Origin of the sequence: Lactobacillus taiwanensis (genome assembly GCF_017894345.1) — a bacterium.
In the GTDB taxonomy this organism is placed as follows: domain Bacteria; phylum Bacillota; class Bacilli; order Lactobacillales; family Lactobacillaceae; genus Lactobacillus; species Lactobacillus taiwanensis.
In genome coordinates this window covers 125,515-148,175 of record NZ_CP059276.1, presented here as the reverse complement: position 1 = coordinate 148,175, position 22,661 = coordinate 125,515, and the positions used below count along the sequence as shown (strand labels likewise).

Below are 22,661 nucleotides of genomic sequence, written 5' to 3'. Positions count from 1 at the left end.
GTCAAAAAAATACTGCTGAGAGTAAAAAATTCTCAGCAGTATTTTTCTAGTTAAATTTCATTTTCATGGTTTTCTTGTTGACCATCACGAAGAGCTTGTTTTTCTAATTTTTTAGCTTCTTCTTCAAAATATTGTCCCTTATTTACTTGGTAGTACTTCTTATATCTAGCATAGTAATTATGGAACATGTAGTGCATCAATAACCAACGTTTTAAGCTACAATCTTTATCATAGAAGACAGTTGTACCGTAATGCCCCTCATCAATTAACTTTTCAGCTAAGCGTTTTGAACCGTTGTCGTAAGCATATTCCTTAAAGATCTTCTTTGGAACTCCAAGCCACAACATATAGTTAGCACCGTCTTTATTTCCATAAACTGATGGCTTGTCCTTTAAATTATCTTCAACATAGTCATCTACATACCACTTGGCTAAGTTATAACCATTTAAAGTCACGTAGAAACTTGAACGACCTTGACGAAGGTTGATCTCAAAGAATTTGTATTCTCCATCTCTTGGGTCGTACTTAATGTCAAAGTTAGCCATACCAGTATAATTCAACTTCTCAAGGAATGATTGAACAGTATCGTAAAGCTTTTGACTGAAGGCTGGCAAAATTGCCATGTAATTACCGATAGATTGAGGAGTTGGGTCTTCAAGAAGTGGGTGACCTAAGCACATCATCTTAACCTTGTGATCTTTATCAACATAAGCATTAAGAACACGCATGTTAGAATCATCGCCTGGAATGAAATCTTGTAAAATCAAGTCTTCAGTATATCCATGAGTGTAGATTTTACCAACGATATCTACTAATTCTGCCTCATCATGAATAGTAAAGGCTTTTTTACGGCCTTCAAATTGACAATTCAACCATGAAACTGGATCTTCCGGCTTCAATTCAACTGGATAATCAAATGGTAAATTCAAATAATTTTCAGCCTTATAGTCATCCATAGTCACAATCTTAGTGTGTGGATATGGAAGACCATACTTTTCAGCAATTTCGTAGAAACCTTCTTTAGAAATTAGCTTCTCTAACAAATCATAATCAATGTAAGGAACAACAAAAGTATCCTTCAATTCATCCTTATGCTTAGCTAATAATTCTGCGTATCCATCTCCGCAAGCAATTAAAATAACTGGTTCTGGATGGTTCTTGTATTCTTCAATTTTTTGCTTCATAACGTTCATAAAGCCTGGATCTTCTTCAAAACCTTCATGAACTTCTACATCAACAATTTTAGAATAGCGCGTTGCTGCTAATTGACTAGCAGCCCAAGCTTGAACCTTAATTCCATAAGCTTCATTGAAGGAGCGAGCCATTCCGTAAACATTGATATCACTACCCAATAAAATAGGGGTAAATTTTACTTGTACCATTTTGTATCCGTACTTCTCTCTAACTTTAATTAAACAAGTCTGCCACTTTCGATTAATTCTGCCACTTCTGGTTGAACGTGTTGATACTTCTTAACAGTTTCATCATAGTCAACAAAGAATAACTTGTACCAAACTAAGAAAGTGTAAATAGCCCAAATTTGACGACGAGCTGAACCATCGCCCTTGTAGTTATTATCAAGCAATTTAACAATCTTCTTTTGGTCAAAAATGTCATCTACAAAGTCTTCAGTAAACAATTCTCTAACTTGTTTGTAAAATCTTGGTTCCTTAAGCCATTGCTTAATTGGAGTTGGGAAACCAAGCTTAGGTCTTTGAGCCCATTCTTCTGGTAAAACCTTTTCAGATGCTTTACGAAGAGCATATTTAGTATCGTGGCGGTTAACTAAATATTTAGTTGGGATTGAGTTAGCAAGTTCTGCAATCTTCTTATCAAGATATGGCACACGTAATTCTAGAGAATGAGCCATTGAGATCTTATCTGCTTTTTGCTCAATATCATTAAGCATAAAGTGGTGAAGATCAATATATTGCATTTGCTTAACTTCATCGATATTCTTAACTTTCTTAAAGTCTTCTTGATAAATGCCATTAACTGTCAAATCATTCTTGTATTTATCACGCAAGATAGCATTAGCATCTTTGGAAGTAAAGATAGTTGGATAGTCCATATCATAAATGACAGATTGTCCAACATAAAATTCACTTGGCTCTGCCAAGTTAGTGTACATATGTACTTTACCTGGGAAGTTAGGCATCTTCTTAATCTTATGAGCTAAACGAATACGACTCTTCTTAGGTAATTTCTTAAGGCCAGCAGTAAAGACCTTAATTACATCATTATGGGTATGCATGCCGTAGTTAACGTAGCCTGCAAATAATTCATCGGCACCTTCACCAGAAAGGGCAACAGTAACATGCTTTCTAGCTAATTTACACAAGTACCATAATGGAATAATAGATGGGTTGGCATCTGGTTCGTCCATGTGATATTGCATTTCTGGGAAGTCACGCATTGCTTCATCTGCATCAACTTTATCTGCAAAGAATTTCCAGCCGTGTAAGTCAGAAAGTGCCTTAGCCTTTGATGCTTCATTATATGTAGAATCATCAAAAGAAACTGAGAAGACATCTTCAGGATCAAGTAAACTAGTTAAGTAGGAAGAATCAATACCTTCAGATAAGAATGCACCAACTGGTACGTCCGCATTTCTGTATAAATCAACAGTTTCTTTTAAGTCCTCATTGATTTTATCTAAGGTTTCTTCAAAACTTAGACTATTTTCAACATACTTAGCATCCCAGTACTGATGAGTTTTCATTTTGCCATCTTTATATTCAAACCAGTGACCTGCTGGAAAGCGGTAAACACCCTTAAAGAAAGTTTCCTTTAAGTCATTATATTGGTTCATTAAGTATGGCTTAACTGCTTCAGTATTTAATTCCTTTTTAAAGCCTGGGTAAGCTAAGAAGCTCTTCAATTCACTACCAACAATTAACTTACCATTTTGGTCTGAGTAGTACATTGGCTTAATTCCGAAGAAGTCACGAGCACCATATAAAGTCTTGGTATTGTCATCCCAAATTACAAAGGCAAACATACCACGAACTTTCTTCAATAAGCCATCCATTCCCCATTCTTCATAGCCATGAAGCAAGACTTCAGTATCAGCCTTAGTAGTAAAGGTATGACCTGCATCAATTAATTCTTTTCTTAATGGTTTAAAATTATAAATTTCCCCATTAAAAATAATTGCTCTACTTTTATCTTCATTAAAAATTGGTTGACTTCCACCACGAAGGTCAATAATTGACAAACGTCTAAAACCTAAAGCCACCTGATCATTAGTATATTTTCCATCAGAAGACGGACCACGGTGTTTAATTGTATCCATCATTCCCTGAATAGCACAGTCTTTATCCTTTAATTCAGGATCAAAAAACGCACAAATTCCACACATAAGTAACTTTCACCTCAAAATAAACAGTAGTCTTATTATAAGCTATTTACATTTCAAAAATTAAATTCGATAGAATCGTCTCTTAGAAGCAGCTCCATATCCAAATACTTGTAATAAATGTCTTTGAACATCAACATTTACTATATATCCAGCTGCTTCATTAGCATGATCCATCTGTCTATTCCAGCGCTTATTATATTGCGTAGTAAGCGCATGGTTAGGCCCCATTAGAGCCGAGCAATTAAAAAATATATATTGTATACCGTTAATGCGATATTGGTCTTCAGTATGACGGTGTCCACATAAATATGCAACTATTTTTGCATTTTTTATCTTTGTGAAATCAAAGCTGTTAGCTAGGGTAAATTCAGGAGGAACATCCCTTGAATTAAGGTATCCTTTTTCACGTTGATTAAAGGCAACCATTAATTCATGTAGAGAACGCCCATTAAATTTCAAGGCATTTGTTCCCTTGCGAGTAATAGGGTTTGCATGACTCATGAAAATAATTGTTTTACCATTTGAATTTTCAAGAATTTCGATAATTTCTTGCATCTGATCTTCACGAATCGCTAAAGCAAGTTTAGCATCGTATTTTTTCTTTCCTTGATCATCAAGCTCATAAGGTAAATCAGATGTATTGACTGTAATAATTCTGACGTCATCTTTATCAAAATATGCAACCCCGTGCTTGCGCGTGATATAGTGAATACCATCTTGCGCATACATACTTGGCCACATTATATCCTCAAATTCATTTTCTGGAAAACTAGCTCTCAGATCATGATGCTCATCAAATTTATCATTTTCATCGTGATTACCCTTGATGACAGCAAAGTTAGTTTTTTTAGATCTAAACGTTCTAGACAAAGATATCAACTCTGCTTCGCCAACTAATCCTGGATCGGATCCGTCCATCCAATCACCTAAATGAGCTTTTAAATCTAAAACATCTTTATCTTCAAGATAATTAAACTCTTTAACATGACGAAGTCCGTTATGTCCATAAAAATCAATACTATCAGCATCTTTATAGTGTGTATCGGTTAAAACACCGATATTAATTGAGTTATAGCCATCTCGGCTATGCTTTTTCACATAATCTACTAACTGATCTAGTTGATCTTCAACAATATAACGTCGACCTGTTTGCTTGTTAACAAAAGCAGTAAAACGATTTAAGCGTTTATCAAATTTCCTTACGTACGCTGGTGCTAAATCAGAAGCATCAACAGAACGTAAAGCTTGATGCAAAACATTGTCAGTATCCTTGTAAACAATGAGCTTATATTCTTCACCCTGAGGCGTTCCCTCTGAAGCTCCAACGTTATATTCACCGACAGTCATATATTTTTGCATTCCATCAAATGGAATATTACTTTTATTTCGCATCATCTTCCGAGTCATCCCGGAAAACTTATCAATCATACCTTTGGTTTTATTGATAATTTTCATGATACTCTTCCCCACTCATCACACAAAAAAAGGCCGTTAATGGCCTTGGGGTTAATTATTTGCCAAAGCATTTGCGGCAAGACCTAATGATAGAACCGCATCTTTAGACAAAACCTTCTTTAAATCATTTGGAACAATTGCTCTAACAGCTCCAATAACTTTCAAGCTGTAAAGTAGAACATGTAAGTCAGTAGCGCGGTCATAGCTACCATCTTGCATTGGATCTTCATGATTATAGGTTAAATTAATCTCATCTTGATCAACATATCCATCCACATGATTAGTTAAAATTCGATCATTTAATTCACGTAATGATTGATCTAAATGAAGTAAAGTTAACTTCCCATCAGATTCGCTATTGTAGTATTCATCTTGAGTCATATCAAAGTATTCTTCGATTGGCTTATCAAGAATGCTTAAACTATTGATTTCGTTGTAAATTCTTTTGGTATTCAGGTCTTGTTGGCCATTGATAATTTTTTCTTGTGATAATGCAATATCATCAGCCAATGTCATGGTAGTTAAATTATCCATCATTGTCCTCCTTGAAATACAACTTCCATTATAACAAAAAAGTTCACTTTTTCCCGTACTTATCATTATTATAGATAGATATTACAAAAAAATTTAGAATTTGACAAAAGAAAAACGAGCAGATTTGATAAATCTTACTCGTTTCAGTTGATTAAACTAATTTCTTTCTAATCCAACCGGAAATCCAGTCAATGATTACCACCATGACGATGATTCCTACTAAGATGACACCTACTCGGTTCCATTGACGGTATTGCAAGGCAATGATTAATGGATAACCAACACCACCAGCACCAACTAAACCTAGAATAGATGCTGAACGGATTGAAACATCAAATCGATACAAAGTATTAGAGATTAAGGCTGGCATTAAGTTAGGCATTGTAGCAAACATAATAATGTTAAACTTAGATCCACCAGCTGCAGTAACAGCTTCATTTGCGCCTTCTTCAAGGTTTTCAATTGCTTCTGAGAACAATTTAGCAAGCATACCAACTGAGTGGAAACCTAAAGCTAGTACACCGGCTGCGGAACCTGGTCCTACTGCCTTAATAAACATCAAGGCTAAAACAATTTCTGGAAATGAACGAATAACGGCTAATACAACTTTTCCTGAACGGGATGTATACCATTTCTTATGACGAGTATTAGCTGCCCAAAAGGCGAACGGTAAAGAAATAATTGCAGAAATAAAAGTACCCAAGAAAGCAATACAAATTGTTTCCCATAATTGAGAGATTAAATCTTCACCGCTTCCGTTATACACATATGACCAGTCTGGATGAAAAATTCCGGCAACAATAGCTCCTGCAATTTGACCTGCACTTGCTTTTATTCCGCCAAAATCCATTCCTACAAATGACCAAATAATTAAAACAACAGTGACAATAGCGATTGTCCAGTGTTGAATCTTTTTCTTAGTGTCCACTGGTTTAGGAGGTAATTTTTTCATTGTAGTATCCATTATTTCATCAACGCCTCCCTAGATTTAGTAGAAATGTAGTCAATAATAACTACGACAACGATAATAACTAAGATAATCATACCGGTCTTAGCATAGTCAAAGACTTGAAGAGTTTGTTGTAAGTACAAACCAATACCACCGGCACCAATATATCCAAGAACTGTTGAAGCTCTGACATTAATTTCAAATGCATATAAAACATAAGAAATAAAGTAAGTAATTATTTGTGGCATCACAGCAAAATGAATAATTTGTAGTTTATTTGCGCCAACGGCTGTTAGAGCTTCGATTGGACCTGGATCAATTGTTTCAATTGCTTCATAGAACAATTTAACAACCACACCAAATGTAAATACAGTCAAAGCTAAAACACCGGCAACTGGGCCGATACCTACAACAGCAACAAAGATTGCACCTAAAAGCAAGTCTGGGATAGTTCTAACAATATTCATGATTATTCTTAAAATTCCAGTAACTGCTTTATTTTTAACAATATTTCTCGCAATTAGAAGAGAATAAACAAAAGCAATTGCTGATCCCATGACAGTTCCTAAAATTGCCATTTTAATTGTTTCAATTAAAAGTGGAATTGCTGTAGCTGCATATCCCCAATCAGGATGACACATTTGAACAAAAATATCAGTAAATTGGCTAAAGTTATTAAACAAAACACTAATGTGTGTATTTGTTACATCTACTGAAAGAAAGAGACCTAAAATCATAATTACGACCCATACAAAGTTCATAATTTTGAATTTCTTTTTAGGCAACTCAGCTAAATGCTGTTCCTTAGATTTAGGCATCTTCTTCCCCTTTCTTGCCATTTCCACCATTGTAAATATCATCAAAGACAGCTTGAGAAGTTTCACTCATCTTGCCATCGTAAACAATTTGACCTGCACGAACACCGATTACTCGATCTCCAAATTCTTTAGCAAGTTCTACGCTGTGAAGGTTAGCAACTACAGTCATCCCATATTCTTCATTAAGCATCTTCAAATCATGCATAACTCGACGTGAAGTTTGAGGATCAAGTGAAGCTGTTGGTTCATCAGCTAAAATAATCTTAGGATTTTGAGTAAGTACACGGGCAATAGCAACACGTTGTTGTTGTCCACCGGAAAGTTGATCCGCACGAGTATAAACTTTATCTGCTAAGTCAACACGTTGCAATGCTTCATATGCTTTTTGCTTATCTTCCTTAGCAAATAGGTTAAAAGTTGTTTTCCAAGTTGGATAGTAACCTACTCGGCCAGTTAAAACATTGCGCAAAACACTTGAACGTTTAACTAGGTTAAAGCTTTGGAAAATCATTCCAATATCACGACGAATTTCGCGTAAATCTTTACCTTTAGCAGATGTAATTGATTTACCATCAATTCTAATATCTCCCTCAGAGACATCTTGCAGACGGTTAATTGAACGAAGTAGAGTAGATTTACCTGCACCAGATAGACCTACTACTACGACAAATTCTCCTTTATCAATATTTAAGTTAATATCCTTTAAACTAACTGTTCCGTTATTATAAATTTTGCTAACGTTTTTTAGTTGAATCATTGGCTGATTAGTAGCTGCCATTTAATTTAAAAATCTCCTTAACATTATTTAAATTGACTACAGTGCATAAAAAGATAATTGTCTTTTAGGGACAATTATCTTTTACTAACTAAGCTTTATTTAATTGACTATTTCTTGTCCTTGGCAATAATCTTGTCATATTTACGAACAATATCGAAGTTGCTGTCCTTAGACTTAGTGTAGCCTTCGTGACTGTAAATTGATTCGATAATCTTCTTACCTTCTTTAGATTCACCAACTTCAATAAATGCCTTTGCAAGTTTCTTTTGGAAGGACTTAGACATATCACTTCTAACAGCAATAGTATCGTTAGGAATTGGCTTAGTGAAGTAAATTGGAACAACTTGGTCCATAATCTTAGGATTGTCTTTTTTAACCGTGTTACGAGCATCTTCAAACACAAATGCTGCGTCAGTATCACCATTTAATACATTCAAAACTGCTTGGTCTTGGCCAGTAACGGTAACTAACTTACAATCCTTTGGCACATCCAAACCTTTTTCTCCAAGTTCAGCAATTGGGAAAACATAACCTGCTGAAGAAGTTGGGTTTTGAACTGAAATACTCTTGCCCTTTAGGTCCTTCCAAGATTTAATTTTAGAACCTTTTTTAACAAGAATTTCTGCTCTATAGTAATCAACTAATTTATTAGTTGCTTTACCACCAGGTTGCTTAACGCCATAACGTTGTGATTGAAGCAAAACGTCGGCAGCTCCTTGTTTATGAGCTAACACGTAACCATCAGGTGGCAAGAAACCAACATCAACTTTTTTAGATTTCATAGCTTCAACAACTGTGTTGTAATCAGTTGACATTGAAACATGAACTGGAATTCCAAGCTTTTTAGAAAGCATTTTTTCTAAAGGCTTAGCACGAGCTTCAAGCTTATTAGCAGCTTGACTAGGTACAAATTGGATAGTTAATGATTTTGGTGTATAACCATCCTTTGAACTGTTTGATTTGTTAGAACAAGCAGTTGCAACAACAGCAAGTAAAATTGCAAAAAGGCCTACTAAGACTTTTTTGAACTTTTTCATCATTTCCTCCTAATGAAAAACATTAAATGACAAATACAAAAAAAGACCCAATATGATGAGCTGACAAAAAGAGCTAATCACATTGAGCCAGAAAAGTCGCTAAAAAAACAACGAAAGCGCCAACACCAATGAAGACTGGTTCCCCGAGGGAATCAGCCCAAGAGCGAGCCACTGAATCTTGGTTACAGTTTATAATGTTGTAATCGAAATTCATCATTATCGTTCTTCCTTTCCCCTAGTACTAACGTTCGTTCTTAAGTATCATACCAAAAATATTCGTACTTGAATACTATTATTTTAATGTAAGCGCTAGTAAATATTAATTTATTGAATTGGATCGATCCACTTTATAAAAAAATCACTCCATTAGTGACAACAGAGTGAATTTTATAATGTTCGTTTTTTAAAAATACTTTTTCTTAGGTTTTGCAATCTTGTTGTTGTTAAGATCAGTCTTAATAATTAACACATCTGATAAAGCATGTTGGTTAACATAAGCAGTAACGCTACCCATTAACATTCTTTCAACTGCATTCATACCAGTTGCACCCATAATAATCAAATCGTTGTGGTGATCCCTAATAAAATCAACCGCAATAATTCTCTTCGGTGAGCCATAACGAATATGGTAAGAAACATCAGTAAAGTTAAAATGTTCCTTAGCCCATTCTTTTAGACTCTTTAAATACTCTTCGGAATCTTGCGTCATTTGATAAATGGTGTCCCCAGAAATCAAAGTATCCTGCATTTCTCCCATAAATTGACGAGTATCAATAACATTCAATACATCAAGATGAGCATTGTTATCAAGCGCAATCTTTACTGCTTTATCAAATGCACGCTCTGCTGTTTCAGAACCATCAACAGGAACTAAAATGTTGTCGTAATCTTCTACCATAAGTAATCATCTCCGCATGGAATTTGCATCTTTACATTGTAATTTTACCATTAATTATAACAATTAATAAGTCTGTTTTCTTTTTATAAATCCGAGAAAAAGAAAATATCTGTGACAAAATATGTTAAAGTAATAATACTGTATTTAAATAACTATAGTGAGGAAAAATACTAATGAGCGAAAATTATGAGACGAAATTAATTGGCATCCAAAATGGTCGCAATTTCCGCGAACTTGGAGGCTATAAAACTGTGTCCGGTCAGACAATCAAATATAACAAATTGCTTAGAACTGGTAATTTAGCTGATCTTTCTTCATCAGACTTAGAATTATTACAGAAGCATGGCGTTAAGTATGACGTTGACTTTAGAACAGAAAAAGAAAAGAATGATCATCCCGATCGTGTTCCAGAAGGCGCTAAATATGTTTTTGATCCAGTTTTTAGTGATGATCTAACTAATGCATCTAAGGGAATCTTTGCTTTAGAAGAGAATGCCGAAAAAGATCCTGAATTTGGTTTCAAGCATATGTTCTTTGCTTATGAAGATATGATCAATGGACAAACTGCTCAAAAGGCTTACCGTAAATTCTTTGACCTTTTACTTACAAATGATAAAGACAAGAATGCTCTTCTTTTCCACTGTACTGCAGGAAAAGATAGGACAGGGTTTGGAGCTTTGTTGATTTTATCAGCATTAGGTGTACCTTTTACTACTATCAAATATGACTATACTCTAACAAATATCACAACAAAAAGTTTTGTTGATGCAATGCTCAAGCAAGCAGCCGCTGACGGCTCTAGCAAGCGTGTATTGCAGTCTATTAAGGATATTCAGTCAGTATATCCAGAATACTTAGACCATGCTGTACATGTCCTAAACCAGCAATACGGAGGAATCAATGAATATCTTCGTTCTACCATGAAGCTCTCAAGCAGTGATATCATGGATCTTAGGAGAATCTATCTTGAGGATTGATATAGATTATGGACATTCCAAAATATTTGCAAATTGAAAATGAGCTGAAGCAAGAAATTATCTCTGGCAAATTTAAATATGGAGATAAATTTTATAGCGAAGCTCAATTAAAAGATAAATTTAACGTTTCTTCAATTACTGTTATCAGATCTGTCAAAGACCTAGTTAAGGCAGGCTACTTAGTTCGTCATCAAGGAAAAGGTACGTTCATTTCACGTTCAAGGAAGGACAAGCTAGTTCGTCTAAGCGATAATGAAGTTTTCTCTGATAACCAACAAGAAGATAGAGTTGAAGTATTAAAACTTCAAGAAAATAATAAAGCTGACATACTTGAAAAGCTTGGCCTACCAAAATACGATAGTTATTACTATATTGAACGTTTACGTTTAATTGACGATAAGCCTTTCATGTTACACCGTTCATTTATTCCAGCCAAATTTATCAATAGAAGTTTGGCTAAAGATCCAAATAACTATCACAGTATATATGAGACTCTACAAAAAGATAAGCAATTATATCTATTTGATGAGCCATTTACAGAAACGGATATAATCGTACAAGCAGACGATGAAATCAGTCAAAAACTAAAGATTGCCAAAGACTATCCAGTTATACGTCAAGTTAAGAGAACTATTTTAAGTGCAACACGTGAAGTCGCTGAATTAGTAATCGGATATAAACGTTGTGATTACTTTTCACTTTCGTTTTCAAGTACTGATTATCCGGAAGTTTAATAATTTAATCTGAAGAAAAAAAGAAGCTGCAATGCAGCTTCTTTTTTTCTACTTTAATTTTCAAAATTATTTTCTAAGAAATCATAAATTTCTTCATTAGAATCAGAATTGAATAATTCATTTAATTCATCTACGGGCGTTCCAGCAAAGAAATCCATAATTTTAGCTAAAATAGTTGAATGCATATCTGGATCATTATTCAAAATCAAAAATAAAAATTTAACCTTTAATTCTTCACTAGGGTTAACCATATTATTAAAAGTCGAGTAGTTTCTAAGCGCAATTGGAACAATTAATTGAGTACTTACATAGTCTCCCTCAGTATGCGGTACAGCAACATCAGGTAAGTCACGAGATAATGGTCTCATCGAAATTCCTGTTGGGTACTTATCTTCTCGTTCAATAATATCGCCTAAAAAGTCTTCCTTAACATAGCCTAAGTCATATAATTTTTGAGAAACGGTCTTGAAGATTGCATTTCGATCAGTTAAATCTGTTACAAAAACAGCTTCTGGATCGAAAAGATTTTTTTTAGTGTTCGTAGTAGATTCCGCCTTTCCTAAGCAAAAATTTCTATTTTTATTATATAAAACCGATTTCAAAAACACAAAAGTGGGTGTTACTTTTACCTAAATTTTGTTAAAGTTAGTTAATGTAAAAAATATTCCACCGATAAGAAAGAAAGGTTTTTCCATGACAAAACAAAAGACAGTTTATTTTGGTGCCGGTTGGTTTACTGAAACCCAAAACAAAGCGTACAAAGACGCTATGAGCGCTTTAAACGCCAACCCAACTATTGATTTAGAAAACAGCTATGTGCCTCTTCAAAACCAATATAAAGGCATTCGCGTTGATGAACATCCTGAATATTTACATGACAAAGAATGGGCTCAAGCTACTTACAATGGAGATTTAGTCGGAATCAAGACTAGCGACATCATGCTTGGCGTTTACGTTCCTAAAGAAGAAGATGTTGGTTTAGGGATGGAATTAGGTTATGCAATGTCTCAAGGCAAGTATATTTTACTTGTAATTCCCGATGAATTATTTGGTGAATCAATCAACTTAATGAGCTGGGGTGTAGCTGACAACGTAATCAAGATGAGCGAGTTAGCTACATTTGATTTTAACCGTCCTAAATATAACTTTTACGATGGTGCTGTATATTAATTTAAATAAAAATAAACTGGTAGAAATTAAAATCTACCGGTTTTTTAATAGCATCTTGTTCACGTTCTAACATTCTTGTTTCGTAAAGCATAATCTTTTCCCTCATTTCTGGATCTTCATTAATTTATTACGTAAAGAAAAAATGTTGTTACTGCTCTATTGCAATAACAACGTTTTTTCTTCTATTTAGTCATCATTATCATCTGGATCGGAATTATAATGTAAATTACTGAATTTTTCATTAGCATATTTTTCAGCGTCTGATTTACTTCGCCAGCCTACTTCACTTACCCATTTTCCAGTTTCAGAAGAAATGCTTTTTGATGCTTCACCTCAGTTTTTTGTTCATAGCCTAGGTGATGTCGTCCATACTCATACGCATCAAAGCCATCTTTCTTCTTGTATAGTTCAGTTGTATCTAGATCTTCATAAGTAATCCAACTTTCGCCAAATACAATTGTTGTAATTTTTCCAGTCTCTGCATTGGCGAGATACCATCTTCCTCGCATTTCATTTGGAATAGTTACTGCTCCTTTATCTCTTCCAATTAAAGATTCTTCTTGGTTAGCACTAGGTCCTTTTGATTGTGAGACTGAAGAAGAACTTTTACTTAAATTTACAAATTCGACTGAACTACTTTGTTCTTTATTGACAGAACTATGACTAGATTTTCTAGATTGTGTTGACTTAATGTTATCATTATGAGATTCAGATACTTCTTTTTTATTTTACTTTCCCATCTAACTATCTATTAATATTATTTAAATTACCAAAAACGGCTTTGCGAACTATTGCAAAGCCATTTTTCATCCTACTTTTTTACTGGCGTCTTCTCCGCACGAGTCAAGGCATCCTTAATGCAGTCTAAATATAATTTACTAATATCGTCTCGACCTCCAAAGTGTGTTCCATCAGTACCTGCAAATAGATTCTGATGTGCCCGAGCCACCTTGTCCCAATCACCAATTGTAATGAACTTGTACTTCTTAGGAAGAGTTCGTTCCCAAACGGCTAACTTATAGGAATTATATGATGAATCGGCATGACCATCATGCGGAGTAATAAAGATTAAATGATGGCCTGGTTTTAGATCTTTAATAACCTTCTCAGTCTGCTGTTGATAATCATCTAAAGAATTGGTCCCAATACAAATTACAACATTGCGTTTTAATCGACCTGAATTTTGCGCGTTCATCAGCACATTGTAGGCCTTATCCATAGTACGATTACCTTCTGCATCAATATCAACATTTTTCATATGATCTAAGAGATATTTTCTACTTCCTAAAGTCACACTATCACCAATAATAGTTGCTCCATCATCTTGTGCACTATTTTGCGCATTTTCTTTCTTAGGAGGCTTAGGTGCTGCTTGAACATAGGTAGTACTTAATTGATCTGCGTCCTGCTGAATTCCGCCAAGCAGTAGATTTTTTTCTAAAGAAGAAATTGAAGGTGCCTGCAGGCATAAATACACCCCAAGACCGATAGCAAGTGTTAAGCCTAGTCCTAATGGAGCCACAATATGCTTGAAAGTAATTTTATGTTTTCCAATTGAAACAGCTTTTCCTCTGATTAAAGGTTCTAAGAAATAAAACGATACACTTGCAAAAAGAACTGAAAGAATTGTCGTAATTAAAGCTGCTAGCCAAGTTGGATAAATTTTTGAAAAAATTACAAACAAAGGCCAGTGGAATAAGTAGACACTGTAACTAATGTCTGCAATATAAGTAAAAATAAACGGTTCCTTAGTGTTAGGTGTTTTACGGTGTAAAATATTAGCTCCTAAGATTGCACAAGCCGCAAATAAACTTGCTAACAAAAAGCCAAACATATAAGTCTTACGTTGATCAAAGCGTAAAACATAAGCTAAAGCAAATAAACACGCTAAATTTAGCACCATAAAAGTAACGGCACCAGCTTTATTCCAATGTTTTGCTACACTATTACTAAACGCAGGCAATAAATCTTGAATTCCTGCAATCGAACCGAGCATACTTCCAATAAAGAATGGGAAAATATGCGCAATACTTGAGAAATAAATTGGTGAAAATTCGCTTAAACTTTGTGCACGTAAATACATTACCGTTGCACTTACAGCCGCTAAAACCGCAGATGCAAAAAATACACGTATTCTGAACTTTTTAACATTAGGTGTAATCTTGGTTAAAAGATATAAAATAAAGCCCCAAACTAAGTAAAATTGGACTTCAATAGCTAATGACCACGTATGCACAAATAGATGTGGTATAAAGCGCGATTCATAAGTTCCACCAGTATTAATTTCAAAAATATTAGTTGAAAAACCAACTGCGGCTGCTAATTGTTTAGGAAGATCAGTAATATAGTCTTTACTTACCAAAAGCGTAAAAGGTAAGACAAAGGCTATCATTAACAATAAAGGCGGCAAGATCCTCATTATTCGACGATAATAAAAATCTCCTAACCTAAATTTATTAGACCGGCTAAACTCATCTAAGGCTAAAGCAGTAATCAAATATCCAGAAAATGTGAAAAAGATATCTACACCAATAAAGCCACCAGTGTAGCGCATCTGGAAGAAGTGATAAAGAAGCACACAAATTAAACCCGTGATTCGGATTAAACTAAACCATTTAATTCTCATTGTTTAACATATACTCCCCTCTCATACTTCCCAGACTGAATTACTTTTCCTTTCTTCATTAATTGTCCATTTCCTTGGGCAACTCCGTGATGAAATTGTCCTTTAAACGTCCAACCTTCATGCGATTTATAAGTACCTAAGCCTTCAAAATGGCCGTTTTTAAACGCACCAGTATAAGTATCGCCATTGTTAAAATGCATTACGCCAGAACGAAGTTTTCCATTTTCAGTTGTGCCTTGATAGACTGTACCATCTTGGAATTTAACAGTATCCTTTTGTAGACCATTAGCATAATAAAATGTAAACCAAATACATCCCAGAATTAAAATAACAGATACGATTAAAGTCCATATCTTACGTTTAGTCATTGTCATCTCCCTGTTTTATAACACATTAACATCTTATGATACCACACTTATCTTATTTAAATATTTCAGTCTGCAATAATACTCTTTGACCTATTTTCTCTACGAAAAAATGCATATCTAATAAAAATATGCATTTTATGGGTTATTTAAAACTAAGAATAAATCCTAGTTCAGTCATCTTTTTTCAGCGTTACTCCTTTCAATAGTAAGTCTTCTGCCTTTTCATCGCCAGAAGTAAAGGTGATCTTTTTTCGGTTATCTTTTAATTTACCGTATAAAGAATCCTTTCCCTTAAAGTTTAGAGTTATCTTATCGCCGGAAATTTCATAGGTTCCTCTTTCTTTAGACTTTCTTCCGTCTTCCAATGTAGTAGTAGAAGTAAAAGTCTTATCTCTTGAAAACTTCATATCTACTTTTTCTTTCCAAAATAAGAAAGTTATCGTACCTTTATAACTTCCATTGAGTCGATGGGCATTATAATTATTCCATGCAAACAAAGAAACAATTGCTATTAAAAGAATAACTCCACCAGTAATCCAGCCTGTTTTATGTTTCTTTAAATTTTCGTAATCCATCTCTTATCCTTTTTCTTATTCATCAATCTTAAAAGTTAATCCAGTTCTTAAAAATCTGGGGAATTGGGTAGAAGAATGAGTATTCTTTACTTTTTTCAAAGTAAAGCTCTTTTTATCTTCCGAAAGTTTTCCTTCAGCATTTATTTGCTTACCTTTAAGTTTTAAATTACCTTTTGAAAGTTGATATGTTCCTGTTTCTTTAGAAACATTCGAATCCCAATAATCCTCATACTTATTCATAAATTTAGCAGTATATACGAAAGTTTTATTATTTTTAAATTTAATACTCCACTTTTCCGTCTGACCATGGCTTGTTACTTCACAAATATACCTTCCATTTAAATCATGGTCATTCAAATAGTTATGCTGATGGACTCCCCCATAAATACATCCCACTAAGGCAATTACTACAATTACTACAATGGTAATTACATTTGGTTTATTACTCTTTATTTTTTCTTTCATTTGATTTTCTTACCTTTCTTATTCTTCTTCAAAAACTTCAGTGTAGTTGTCGCTACTTACCCAAATAGCTATTAGATTTTTAGAAATAGGTGCCTGTTTTTCACCGTCAATAATTACATTCTGTGAATTTGCTGGATAAAATGTTACGCCCCAGTTATATTGAGAAAATCCATTTGTTTTCGGATCACCTTCAGAATTAATAATGTTCAAAGCATCGCCAACTTTTTTAACTTCAATCGGATGCGTATCATTACTATCTGTTAAACCATCTTTTGATAATTCCATGTCGCGCGTTTTTAAAAGTGACGGAGTAATATTTAAAGTAGAATCTGTCCGATCAGTTACATCTTTATGCCGACCAACAGCTTTAATCAATTTCCAATTACCAACTAAACTACTGTAGTTACCATTCTGAATTTGATCAAAATTCATTTTCTTAGTAGCCACTTTATCAGTACTACTTTGACTAGATTTTGAAATTTTACTTGAACTAATAGTTTCACTGTGTGAGCTAGAAGATGCAGATTTTTCTGTAGAACCTGATTTACTTTCTACGTCATTATCCATTTTATCTGCATCAGTCTCTTTACTACTTTGTTTCTTACTTGAAATCGTACTCTTACTACTTTCTTGAGAAGCATTAGAATTAGATTTATTTTTATTGCTACAACCCACTATTAGTAATAAACTTAATAGTCCTGTTGCTATACTTATACTTTTTTTCATTCTATTTCTCTTACCATCTATTATCTTTTTTATATATAATACGTGTTTCTCTAATTACCTTTGGTTTTGGTTCAGATTTAAATTCTTTGGGTGAACTTAAGGCGCCAACAATAAAGTAATAGAACATAATAACAACTGCCTTCGTAATATAAAATGCAGCTAAAAATAGATATTTTAAGATTACAAAGGTATGTTCCCAAAATCCTTCAGCTTTTTTAAATTCTTGAATCATTTCTACCTCCTTTTCAAACTTTAACTAATCTCCGGTAACATATTCTGCTGCTTCAGGGAAACCACTATCAAATAGATCTCTTCTTTCAAACCTTGTTTTGCGTCCAATTACATTCTTCAGACCATTTGCAGAAGTTACAAAAAAACTTTCTTTATCTTTATCATCGTTACTATATTCTATTTCTGCTTTAACTTTCGCACCATTATTAAAATCAAGCGTAACAGTATCATCCTTTACTTTATATTTACCAGACAATTCAGCTTTATCATATTTTGAAACTGCTTTATTCTTTTGGTTATCCCAAACTTTAAATTGTTGAGCTTTAAAAGTATTTCCTGACGAAAAATCTATCTCATATAGTTCATTACCGATACCATTATTAGTGTAAGAATAATATTTTCCTGTCATATGCGCTTTATTGTATTGCTCAACAGATTTGTTATAGTTATTTATTCCTTGTTCAACGATAAGTAATCCAAAGAATATTGCCCAAATTATTATTACTACTTTGTATTCTTTTATTATAAATTTCATCATTTTGTTGCTTTTATTTTATAGATTAGATTATTTGCTTATGACCATTTTGAGAAACTGCTATCATCTGTTGAGATTTCCTAGCATATTCAACATTATTTTGTTCAATTACTCTCAAGGTATCTGAAATTTCTTTATCGGTATTATTGCTTGCAATAATTGCTGCTTCAATATTTTGTGCAGATCCTATTACATTATTGCTAAGTTCATTGATATTATCATTAACTCGCATTAACTGATTATTTGTCTGCTTTAAGCCTCTTCCAATTTCACGAGTTGACTTCTTTACTGTTGTTCCTAAGTCAGCTAAGTTATTATTAACCTCATTTAGGCCCTGACCAATGGTCTTTTGCAGTTCTTTTTGACTTTCAGCAATCTGCATTTTCAGTTGTTGATTCAATTCTGCTCTTTCAAAACGATCCTCAACAACTTTTATTGCTTCACCTAAAGTACTTACTTGATTTGTATCAATTACTTCATATAAAGATAAAATATAACCAGGATTCAATTGACGTCGTGCGGGCAATTTTATAAGATCTGCCGGCTTCTTTCTTTTCACATTCTCTACTTCTTTTTTCGCACTTGTTACCAAATTATGATCCACATTATTTTTTATAGTCTGTAATTTAGGAATACTGTCATTTAATTTATTTATTTCAGTAGACATATTTTGTGTATTGGATCTTATAGCCTCATTTAGATTGGCAATTCTGGCAATGTGGGGAGCATTTATTTTGTTATACTCTTCCTCATATCTTTTCTTTTTATCAAAGTTATACCATCCCCATATCCCAAGCGCAGATAATATAATCAATATGAATGTAGCCCATCCATTAAAATGAAGAGCACCTTTTAAATTGAAGATAATCAATAATATTCCAATTCCACCAGCGACATATCTTCCTTGCGACACATCCACATTAGTTGGCTTTTCTAAATTAGGAGAATAGCTCACATTAGTAGTTTTATATAATTCATTTAAATCGTTAATTCTATTTTGTGTCTGAACAATCTGGTCATTAAGTAATTTAGATTTGTTTTCTGCATCTTTTAAAGAATTATTTGCCTGTTGAACATTTAGGGCGTAAAAGTATGCTTGTTTAATTCCTTGCAGTAACTCTGTCTTTTTCATGTTTTTACTTTGCTCCATGCCACTTTTTGTTCTACAAAAAAAGTATATTCGGTTGGGAATATACTTTTTAATCATCCAATCAGTAGTTATCTCTAAATACAACTAATTATTCTTTCGCTTGCGATCTACGCCTAGAGCACCTAAACCAAGAGATGCGATTGACAAACCAGCTAAACTTGCGAATAAGCTAATCTTTTCATCAGTACCTGCTTGAGGCAACCTCTTTTCGTTAGAAGTAGCTACTTTTCCATTATTCACTGTGGAAGCATGATTTGCGGTAGCTTTGTTAGTGTTTACCTTGTCGCTTAATGCGACAGTTTGAACAGCATTAGACTTAGTAGCTACATTACCTGATTGAGCTACAGACTTGTTTGAAGTTAAACTATTTACAACGACTTGAGGATTAGCTGAATTCTTTACACTGTCACCAGTTTGTACATTTTTAACTTCAACACCTGATTGAGTAGCAGTAGTTGAAGTTTCAGACTTAGAATTAGAAGTCTTCTTATCTGTTGGAACAGTTACAGTAGTACTATCATTCTTCTTAATGTCAGTAGCTTCATTGGTCTTTGAAGAGTTACTCTTTGTAGAAACTTGTGAGTTTGAATTCTTATTGGTATCAGTTGTAGTTTGATCCTTGCCAGTATCTGAACTATTTTCGTTAGATTTGCTTCCGTGAACTCTGTTGTAGGCATCTTTATCTACCTTGATAAGTTCCTTATTATAAACAAACCATGGGATAACAGTTTTATTTTCAGTATTATTTGTGCTATCACTATCTGTCTCTCCCTCGCCTCTACCGTGTTCGTCTTTATTATCAGGACTAAAAGTAAATTTACCAAACTCAATAGTATTTGGATCTGTGTTAGCTAAAACCCAATTTTTATCTTTTCTAACATTTCTTGCTACCAATTCAGCTAGCTTATCGCTATAGCTATTTTCTTCATTCTTATAATCTGAGTTACTAATAGAATGACGTGCACCTAGTAAAGTAGCCAAATATGGATTTTCGATTGTATTCCAAATATTATCTACAGCATTCACATTAGAGTCATATTTACTCCAATTTTTATCTTTCTCCTGCCTGTCCAGATTATCCAAAATATTACCTGTAGTTGGAAGAGGTACCTTTTTTAAACTATCTGTCGCATTTTTTCTAGTATTAGCAAGTGTAGGCTTATTCTGAACCGCATCATTTAAATACGCATCTACTTCATTTTTAGCATTATTAAGTTTACTATTCATTTTTGACCAGTTAAGATCAGTTGTATCTACGTGAGCCAACCATTTTCCATCAGCAGAGTGTATTCCAGTTCCCGTTGCATCTGGATCGGTAACTGCTGTTTGATATTCTTCTTCACCCATATGCCCTATCGCAGCATGATATTGCTTCATAGCAATATCCTTCAATTCTTCTTTACTTGGTGTTTTAGTAGCAACTTGATTAGCACTAGCATTTGTATTATTTTGCTTTACGTCAGTACTATTAACAGCATTGCCATTATTTGCTTGCACAGTATCAGCTTTAGCAACATTTCCACTGACTGCAAAAGCACCAGCTACAAACAATGCTGACATTAACATCGTTGTTCTTCTCTTCATTCTTACATCCTCCAAATATAATAAATAACGGTTGATACAAGGCTAGTTTACCCCCCCCATTTTTATTTTCGTCAAGAGTTTTCACACAATTAATTGAAAAAATTATAACGTTGTCGTTTTAAACCACTGTGTCACAGCATTCTAATTCGTCCTCTAAAAAACAAAAAAGACTTAACTTCCACTTACTAAAATAGAAACTAAGTCTTCTTTTCCCTATATAAAATTAATTTATTTAACTATTTGCAATTTCTTTAAAATGAGAAGCTAAATCTTGGTTAGCAGTTGGATGAACTACCACATAACCTCCATTTGTCGTCTGATCAACCAAGGCAACTGGTTCTCCATGATAAAAACAGAACAGATACGTTATATGATCTTCTGCACTTTTACCATTATGATTAAAAATAGCAACTACATTATATGTATCACTGTCATTATCTTTATTAATTACTTGCGGATTCCATTTCAACTTAATAGTTTCCATATCTTTAGGATCCCTACTATCATGATCTCCAGAGCTCAATTTAAATGGGTAAGTATCTTCACTAATATCGCGTGGGAAATGCTCTCCAGCTAATGTTACCAGATCATCTTCTCCTTCATTATAATGCTCATAAGATTGATGCATCTTATTGCCGAATTCATCCATATAACTAATTAATTCATCATTTTGGTTATTTGACCATAGCCGGTCTTTACATGTAGTCTTCTTAGATTTTGTGTTAGTTTTAGAACTCCGATCATTAGCTTTTTCATTCGACTTACCAGTAACAATCGATAGATTATCATTCCAAATATTTACATTTTTCTCCGTGTTTTCAGATTTAATTTCTGGATAAATCTGAGTTAAAACACTTCTATTACTGTAGCTAGACTTATTTCCAACATAAGTTATCTCTTTATTATCCTTAGAAACTAAATAGCCAACCTGATCATTTATAACATACAATCTACTTCCGTCAGTAGCACTGATCTCATAATCTCCAAAACGATATTTTGAATAACTTTCTATTGTTAAGTGACCGCTTCTTAAATCATCAGCTGCTTCTCCCCATTTTTTGCCATATTTTTTATCAGCATAAAGGATTGCCCAAGCAGCTAGTTGTTTACTTGGAATCTTTTTAATCTCAGCATTAGTTAATTTTCCATTACCACCAATCACGGTGCTATTAGCCGAATTTCGACCATGTTGATACAAGCCCCAGCCACCAAAAATAAGGATAAATGCGGCGATAATTGATCCAATAATAATATTTCTTTTTTTGGATTTTAATCTATTGCTGTGAATTTCACTTCTTTTAGGCATCTCAGAATTGGAATATATAACTGACCTTCCGCAATGTGGACAGAATCGATTCGTAGGCGTAATTGATTTCCCACAATGGGGACAAAATTTATTCATACTTTGACCTTTCTAAAAGGGTAAATTATAGCACTGTCATTAAATTATTTATATTGTAACAAATTAATCAACAAAAAAAGCTGATAGAAACGAAATGAAGTGCCTCATAATTGTTAGACATAAATCTAATGATTGTGATGCACTTTTTTATGACCAAATATTCAACTGAATTAAAAATTAAAGTTATTTCTAAATATTTGAATCATGTTAATTCACTATTAGGATTAGAAAAAGGAATATTTGAAGAGATGTCCAATAGTTTATTACGCAGAAATTTATACATTTTCA

The 22,661-nt window shown here is 33.7% G+C and carries 24 protein-coding genes; 3 read left to right on the top strand and 21 right to left on the bottom strand.

What is annotated here, in order from left to right; all coding sequences use genetic code 11:
* Positions 1-50 precede the first annotated feature (50 nt).
* From H1A07_RS00745 to H1A07_RS00705, 9 genes are all read right to left on the bottom strand, one after another.
* The gene (locus H1A07_RS00745; protein WP_210145081.1) at positions 51-1,382 is read right to left on the bottom strand and encodes a carboxylate--amine ligase; all 1,332 of its coding nucleotides are present in this window, start codon (positions 1,380-1,382) and stop codon (positions 51-53) included.
* 29 nt (positions 1,383-1,411) lie between these two features.
* Positions 1,412-3,361, bottom strand: a complete 1,950-nt coding sequence (asnB, locus tag H1A07_RS00740) for an asparagine synthase (glutamine-hydrolyzing) (protein WP_210145080.1) — start codon at positions 3,359-3,361, stop codon at positions 1,412-1,414.
* A 60-nt stretch (positions 3,362-3,421) separates the two neighbouring features.
* The gene (locus H1A07_RS00735) at positions 3,422-4,816 is read right to left on the bottom strand and encodes a metallophosphoesterase family protein (RefSeq protein WP_210145079.1); all 1,395 of its coding nucleotides are present in this window, start codon (positions 4,814-4,816) and stop codon (positions 3,422-3,424) included.
* A gap of 51 nt (positions 4,817-4,867) precedes the next feature.
* Positions 4,868-5,350: a hypothetical protein gene (locus H1A07_RS00730; RefSeq protein WP_057718145.1), complete on the bottom strand. Its 483-nt coding sequence runs from the start codon at positions 5,348-5,350 to the stop codon at positions 4,868-4,870.
* A gap of 151 nt (positions 5,351-5,501) precedes the next feature.
* Positions 5,502-6,314, bottom strand: coding sequence for a phosphonate ABC transporter, permease protein PhnE (phnE, locus tag H1A07_RS00725; protein ID WP_094496758.1), 813 nt, complete (start codon positions 6,312-6,314; stop codon positions 5,502-5,504).
* Positions 6,314-7,117 (bottom strand): phosphonate ABC transporter, permease protein PhnE, encoded by an 804-nt coding sequence (phnE, locus tag H1A07_RS00720; protein WP_057718147.1) that lies wholly within the window; start codon positions 7,115-7,117, stop codon positions 6,314-6,316. Before phnE (H1A07_RS00720) ends, phnE (H1A07_RS00725) begins: the two co-directional genes overlap by 1 nt.
* Positions 7,110-7,895, bottom strand: a complete 786-nt coding sequence (phnC, locus tag H1A07_RS00715) for a phosphonate ABC transporter ATP-binding protein (protein ID WP_210145078.1) — start codon at positions 7,893-7,895, stop codon at positions 7,110-7,112. Before phnC ends, phnE (H1A07_RS00720) begins: the two co-directional genes overlap by 8 nt.
* A gap of 107 nt (positions 7,896-8,002) precedes the next feature.
* Positions 8,003-8,932 carry a phosphate/phosphite/phosphonate ABC transporter substrate-binding protein gene (locus H1A07_RS00710; protein ID WP_094517089.1) on the bottom strand — a complete coding sequence of 310 codons (930 nt, stop codon included), beginning with the start codon at positions 8,930-8,932 and terminating at the stop codon, positions 8,003-8,005.
* A gap of 403 nt (positions 8,933-9,335) precedes the next feature.
* The gene (locus H1A07_RS00705) at positions 9,336-9,830 is read right to left on the bottom strand and encodes a universal stress protein (RefSeq protein WP_094502992.1); all 495 of its coding nucleotides are present in this window, start codon (positions 9,828-9,830) and stop codon (positions 9,336-9,338) included.
* Positions 9,831-10,003: 173 nt separating this feature from the next.
* Between H1A07_RS00705 and H1A07_RS00700 the strand changes: the two genes are divergently transcribed.
* Positions 10,004-10,807, top strand: a complete 804-nt coding sequence (locus H1A07_RS00700) for a tyrosine-protein phosphatase (RefSeq protein WP_004896112.1) — start codon at positions 10,004-10,006, stop codon at positions 10,805-10,807.
* An 8-nt stretch (positions 10,808-10,815) separates the two neighbouring features.
* Complete coding sequence (locus tag H1A07_RS00695) at positions 10,816-11,541, top strand: GntR family transcriptional regulator (RefSeq protein WP_210145077.1); 726 nt, start codon at positions 10,816-10,818, stop codon at positions 11,539-11,541.
* 53 nt (positions 11,542-11,594) lie between these two features.
* On the opposite strand, the gene H1A07_RS00690 is transcribed toward H1A07_RS00695, so the two are convergent.
* Positions 11,595-12,149: a PTS sugar transporter subunit IIA gene (locus H1A07_RS00690; RefSeq protein WP_083486731.1), complete on the bottom strand. Its 555-nt coding sequence runs from the start codon at positions 12,147-12,149 to the stop codon at positions 11,595-11,597.
* An 85-nt stretch (positions 12,150-12,234) separates the two neighbouring features.
* On the opposite strand from H1A07_RS00690, the gene H1A07_RS00685 reads away from it, so the two are divergent.
* On the top strand, positions 12,235-12,711 hold the full coding sequence (locus H1A07_RS00685; protein WP_210145076.1) for a nucleoside 2-deoxyribosyltransferase: 477 nt from the start codon (positions 12,235-12,237) through the stop codon (positions 12,709-12,711).
* A gap of 287 nt (positions 12,712-12,998) precedes the next feature.
* On the opposite strand, the gene H1A07_RS00680 is transcribed toward H1A07_RS00685, so the two are convergent.
* The 11 genes from H1A07_RS00680 to H1A07_RS00630 all read right to left on the bottom strand — a co-directional run bounded on the left by H1A07_RS00680 (position 12,999) and on the right by H1A07_RS00630 (position 22,373).
* Entirely contained in the window at positions 12,999-13,220 is a 222-nt protein-coding gene (locus H1A07_RS00680; RefSeq protein ID WP_210145075.1) for a hypothetical protein, read from the bottom strand.
* A gap of 302 nt (positions 13,221-13,522) precedes the next feature.
* Positions 13,523-15,337, bottom strand: coding sequence for an acyltransferase family protein (locus H1A07_RS00675; RefSeq protein WP_094496447.1), 1,815 nt, complete (start codon positions 15,335-15,337; stop codon positions 13,523-13,525).
* Positions 15,334-15,705, bottom strand: a complete 372-nt coding sequence (locus H1A07_RS00670; RefSeq protein ID WP_057718155.1) for an MORN repeat-containing protein — start codon at positions 15,703-15,705, stop codon at positions 15,334-15,336. Before H1A07_RS00670 ends, H1A07_RS00675 begins: the two co-directional genes overlap by 4 nt.
* A 170-nt stretch (positions 15,706-15,875) precedes the next feature.
* Positions 15,876-16,280 (bottom strand): lipocalin family protein, encoded by a 405-nt coding sequence (locus tag H1A07_RS00665; RefSeq protein WP_210145074.1) that lies wholly within the window; start codon positions 16,278-16,280, stop codon positions 15,876-15,878.
* Between the two features lie 15 nt (positions 16,281-16,295).
* Positions 16,296-16,745, bottom strand: a complete 450-nt coding sequence (locus tag H1A07_RS00660) for a hypothetical protein (protein WP_210145073.1) — start codon at positions 16,743-16,745, stop codon at positions 16,296-16,298.
* 18 nt (positions 16,746-16,763) lie between these two features.
* Positions 16,764-17,471 carry a DUF6287 domain-containing protein gene (locus H1A07_RS00655; protein ID WP_210145072.1) on the bottom strand — a complete coding sequence of 236 codons (708 nt, stop codon included), beginning with the start codon at positions 17,469-17,471 and terminating at the stop codon, positions 16,764-16,766.
* Positions 17,472-17,481: 10 nt separating this feature from the next.
* On the bottom strand, positions 17,482-17,703 hold the full coding sequence (locus H1A07_RS00650; RefSeq protein WP_210145071.1) for a hypothetical protein: 222 nt from the start codon (positions 17,701-17,703) through the stop codon (positions 17,482-17,484).
* 24 nt (positions 17,704-17,727) lie between these two features.
* The gene (locus H1A07_RS00645; RefSeq protein WP_210145070.1) at positions 17,728-18,240 is read right to left on the bottom strand and encodes a hypothetical protein; all 513 of its coding nucleotides are present in this window, start codon (positions 18,238-18,240) and stop codon (positions 17,728-17,730) included.
* Positions 18,241-18,262: 22 nt separating this feature from the next.
* Complete coding sequence (locus H1A07_RS00640; protein WP_210145069.1) at positions 18,263-19,369, bottom strand: hypothetical protein; 1,107 nt, start codon at positions 19,367-19,369, stop codon at positions 18,263-18,265.
* A gap of 102 nt (positions 19,370-19,471) precedes the next feature.
* Positions 19,472-20,971, bottom strand: coding sequence for a hypothetical protein (locus H1A07_RS00635; protein ID WP_210145068.1), 1,500 nt, complete (start codon positions 20,969-20,971; stop codon positions 19,472-19,474).
* Positions 20,972-21,203: 232 nt separating this feature from the next.
* Positions 21,204-22,373, bottom strand: a complete 1,170-nt coding sequence (locus H1A07_RS00630; protein WP_210145067.1) for a DUF4767 domain-containing protein — start codon at positions 22,371-22,373, stop codon at positions 21,204-21,206.
* Positions 22,374-22,661: the final 288 nt, after the last annotated feature.

Bases quoted from the DNA above. Each gene is read 5' to 3' on its own strand.
- H1A07_RS00745 (WP_210145081.1), bottom strand. From the start codon at position 1,382: ATGGTACAAGTAAAATTTACCCCTATTTTATTGGGTAGTGATATCAAT.
- asnB (WP_210145080.1), bottom strand. From the start codon at position 3,361: ATGTGTGGAATTTGTGCGTTTTTTGATCCTGAATTAAAGGATAAAGAC.
- H1A07_RS00735 (WP_210145079.1), bottom strand. From the start codon at position 4,816: ATGAAAATTATCAATAAAACCAAAGGTATGATTGATAAGTTTTCCGGG.
- H1A07_RS00730 (WP_057718145.1), bottom strand. From the start codon at position 5,350: ATGGATAATTTAACTACCATGACATTGGCTGATGATATTGCATTATCA.
- phnE (WP_094496758.1), bottom strand. From the start codon at position 6,314: ATGGATACTACAATGAAAAAATTACCTCCTAAACCAGTGGACACTAAG.
- phnE (WP_057718147.1), bottom strand. From the start codon at position 7,117: ATGCCTAAATCTAAGGAACAGCATTTAGCTGAGTTGCCTAAAAAGAAA.
- phnC (WP_210145078.1), bottom strand. From the start codon at position 7,895: ATGGCAGCTACTAATCAGCCAATGATTCAACTAAAAAACGTTAGCAAA.
- H1A07_RS00710 (WP_094517089.1), bottom strand. From the start codon at position 8,932: ATGAAAAAGTTCAAAAAAGTCTTAGTAGGCCTTTTTGCAATTTTACTT.
- H1A07_RS00705 (WP_094502992.1), bottom strand. From the start codon at position 9,830: ATGGTAGAAGATTACGACAACATTTTAGTTCCTGTTGATGGTTCTGAA.
- H1A07_RS00700 (WP_004896112.1), top strand. From the start codon at position 10,004: ATGAGCGAAAATTATGAGACGAAATTAATTGGCATCCAAAATGGTCGC.
- H1A07_RS00695 (WP_210145077.1), top strand. From the start codon at position 10,816: ATGGACATTCCAAAATATTTGCAAATTGAAAATGAGCTGAAGCAAGAA.
- H1A07_RS00685 (WP_210145076.1), top strand. From the start codon at position 12,235: ATGACAAAACAAAAGACAGTTTATTTTGGTGCCGGTTGGTTTACTGAA.
- H1A07_RS00680 (WP_210145075.1), bottom strand. From the start codon at position 13,220: ATGCGAGGAAGATGGTATCTCGCCAATGCAGAGACTGGAAAAATTACA.
- H1A07_RS00675 (WP_094496447.1), bottom strand. From the start codon at position 15,337: ATGAGAATTAAATGGTTTAGTTTAATCCGAATCACGGGTTTAATTTGT.
- H1A07_RS00670 (WP_057718155.1), bottom strand. From the start codon at position 15,705: ATGACTAAACGTAAGATATGGACTTTAATCGTATCTGTTATTTTAATT.
- H1A07_RS00665 (WP_210145074.1), bottom strand. From the start codon at position 16,280: ATGGATTACGAAAATTTAAAGAAACATAAAACAGGCTGGATTACTGGT.
- H1A07_RS00660 (WP_210145073.1), bottom strand. From the start codon at position 16,745: ATGAAAGAAAAAATAAAGAGTAATAAACCAAATGTAATTACCATTGTA.
- H1A07_RS00655 (WP_210145072.1), bottom strand. From the start codon at position 17,471: ATGAAAAAAAGTATAAGTATAGCAACAGGACTATTAAGTTTATTACTA.
- H1A07_RS00650 (WP_210145071.1), bottom strand. From the start codon at position 17,703: ATGATTCAAGAATTTAAAAAAGCTGAAGGATTTTGGGAACATACCTTT.
- H1A07_RS00645 (WP_210145070.1), bottom strand. From the start codon at position 18,240: ATGATGAAATTTATAATAAAAGAATACAAAGTAGTAATAATAATTTGG.
- H1A07_RS00640 (WP_210145069.1), bottom strand. From the start codon at position 19,369: ATGAAAAAGACAGAGTTACTGCAAGGAATTAAACAAGCATACTTTTAC.
- H1A07_RS00635 (WP_210145068.1), bottom strand. From the start codon at position 20,971: ATGAAGAGAAGAACAACGATGTTAATGTCAGCATTGTTTGTAGCTGGT.
- H1A07_RS00630 (WP_210145067.1), bottom strand. From the start codon at position 22,373: ATGAATAAATTTTGTCCCCATTGTGGGAAATCAATTACGCCTACGAAT.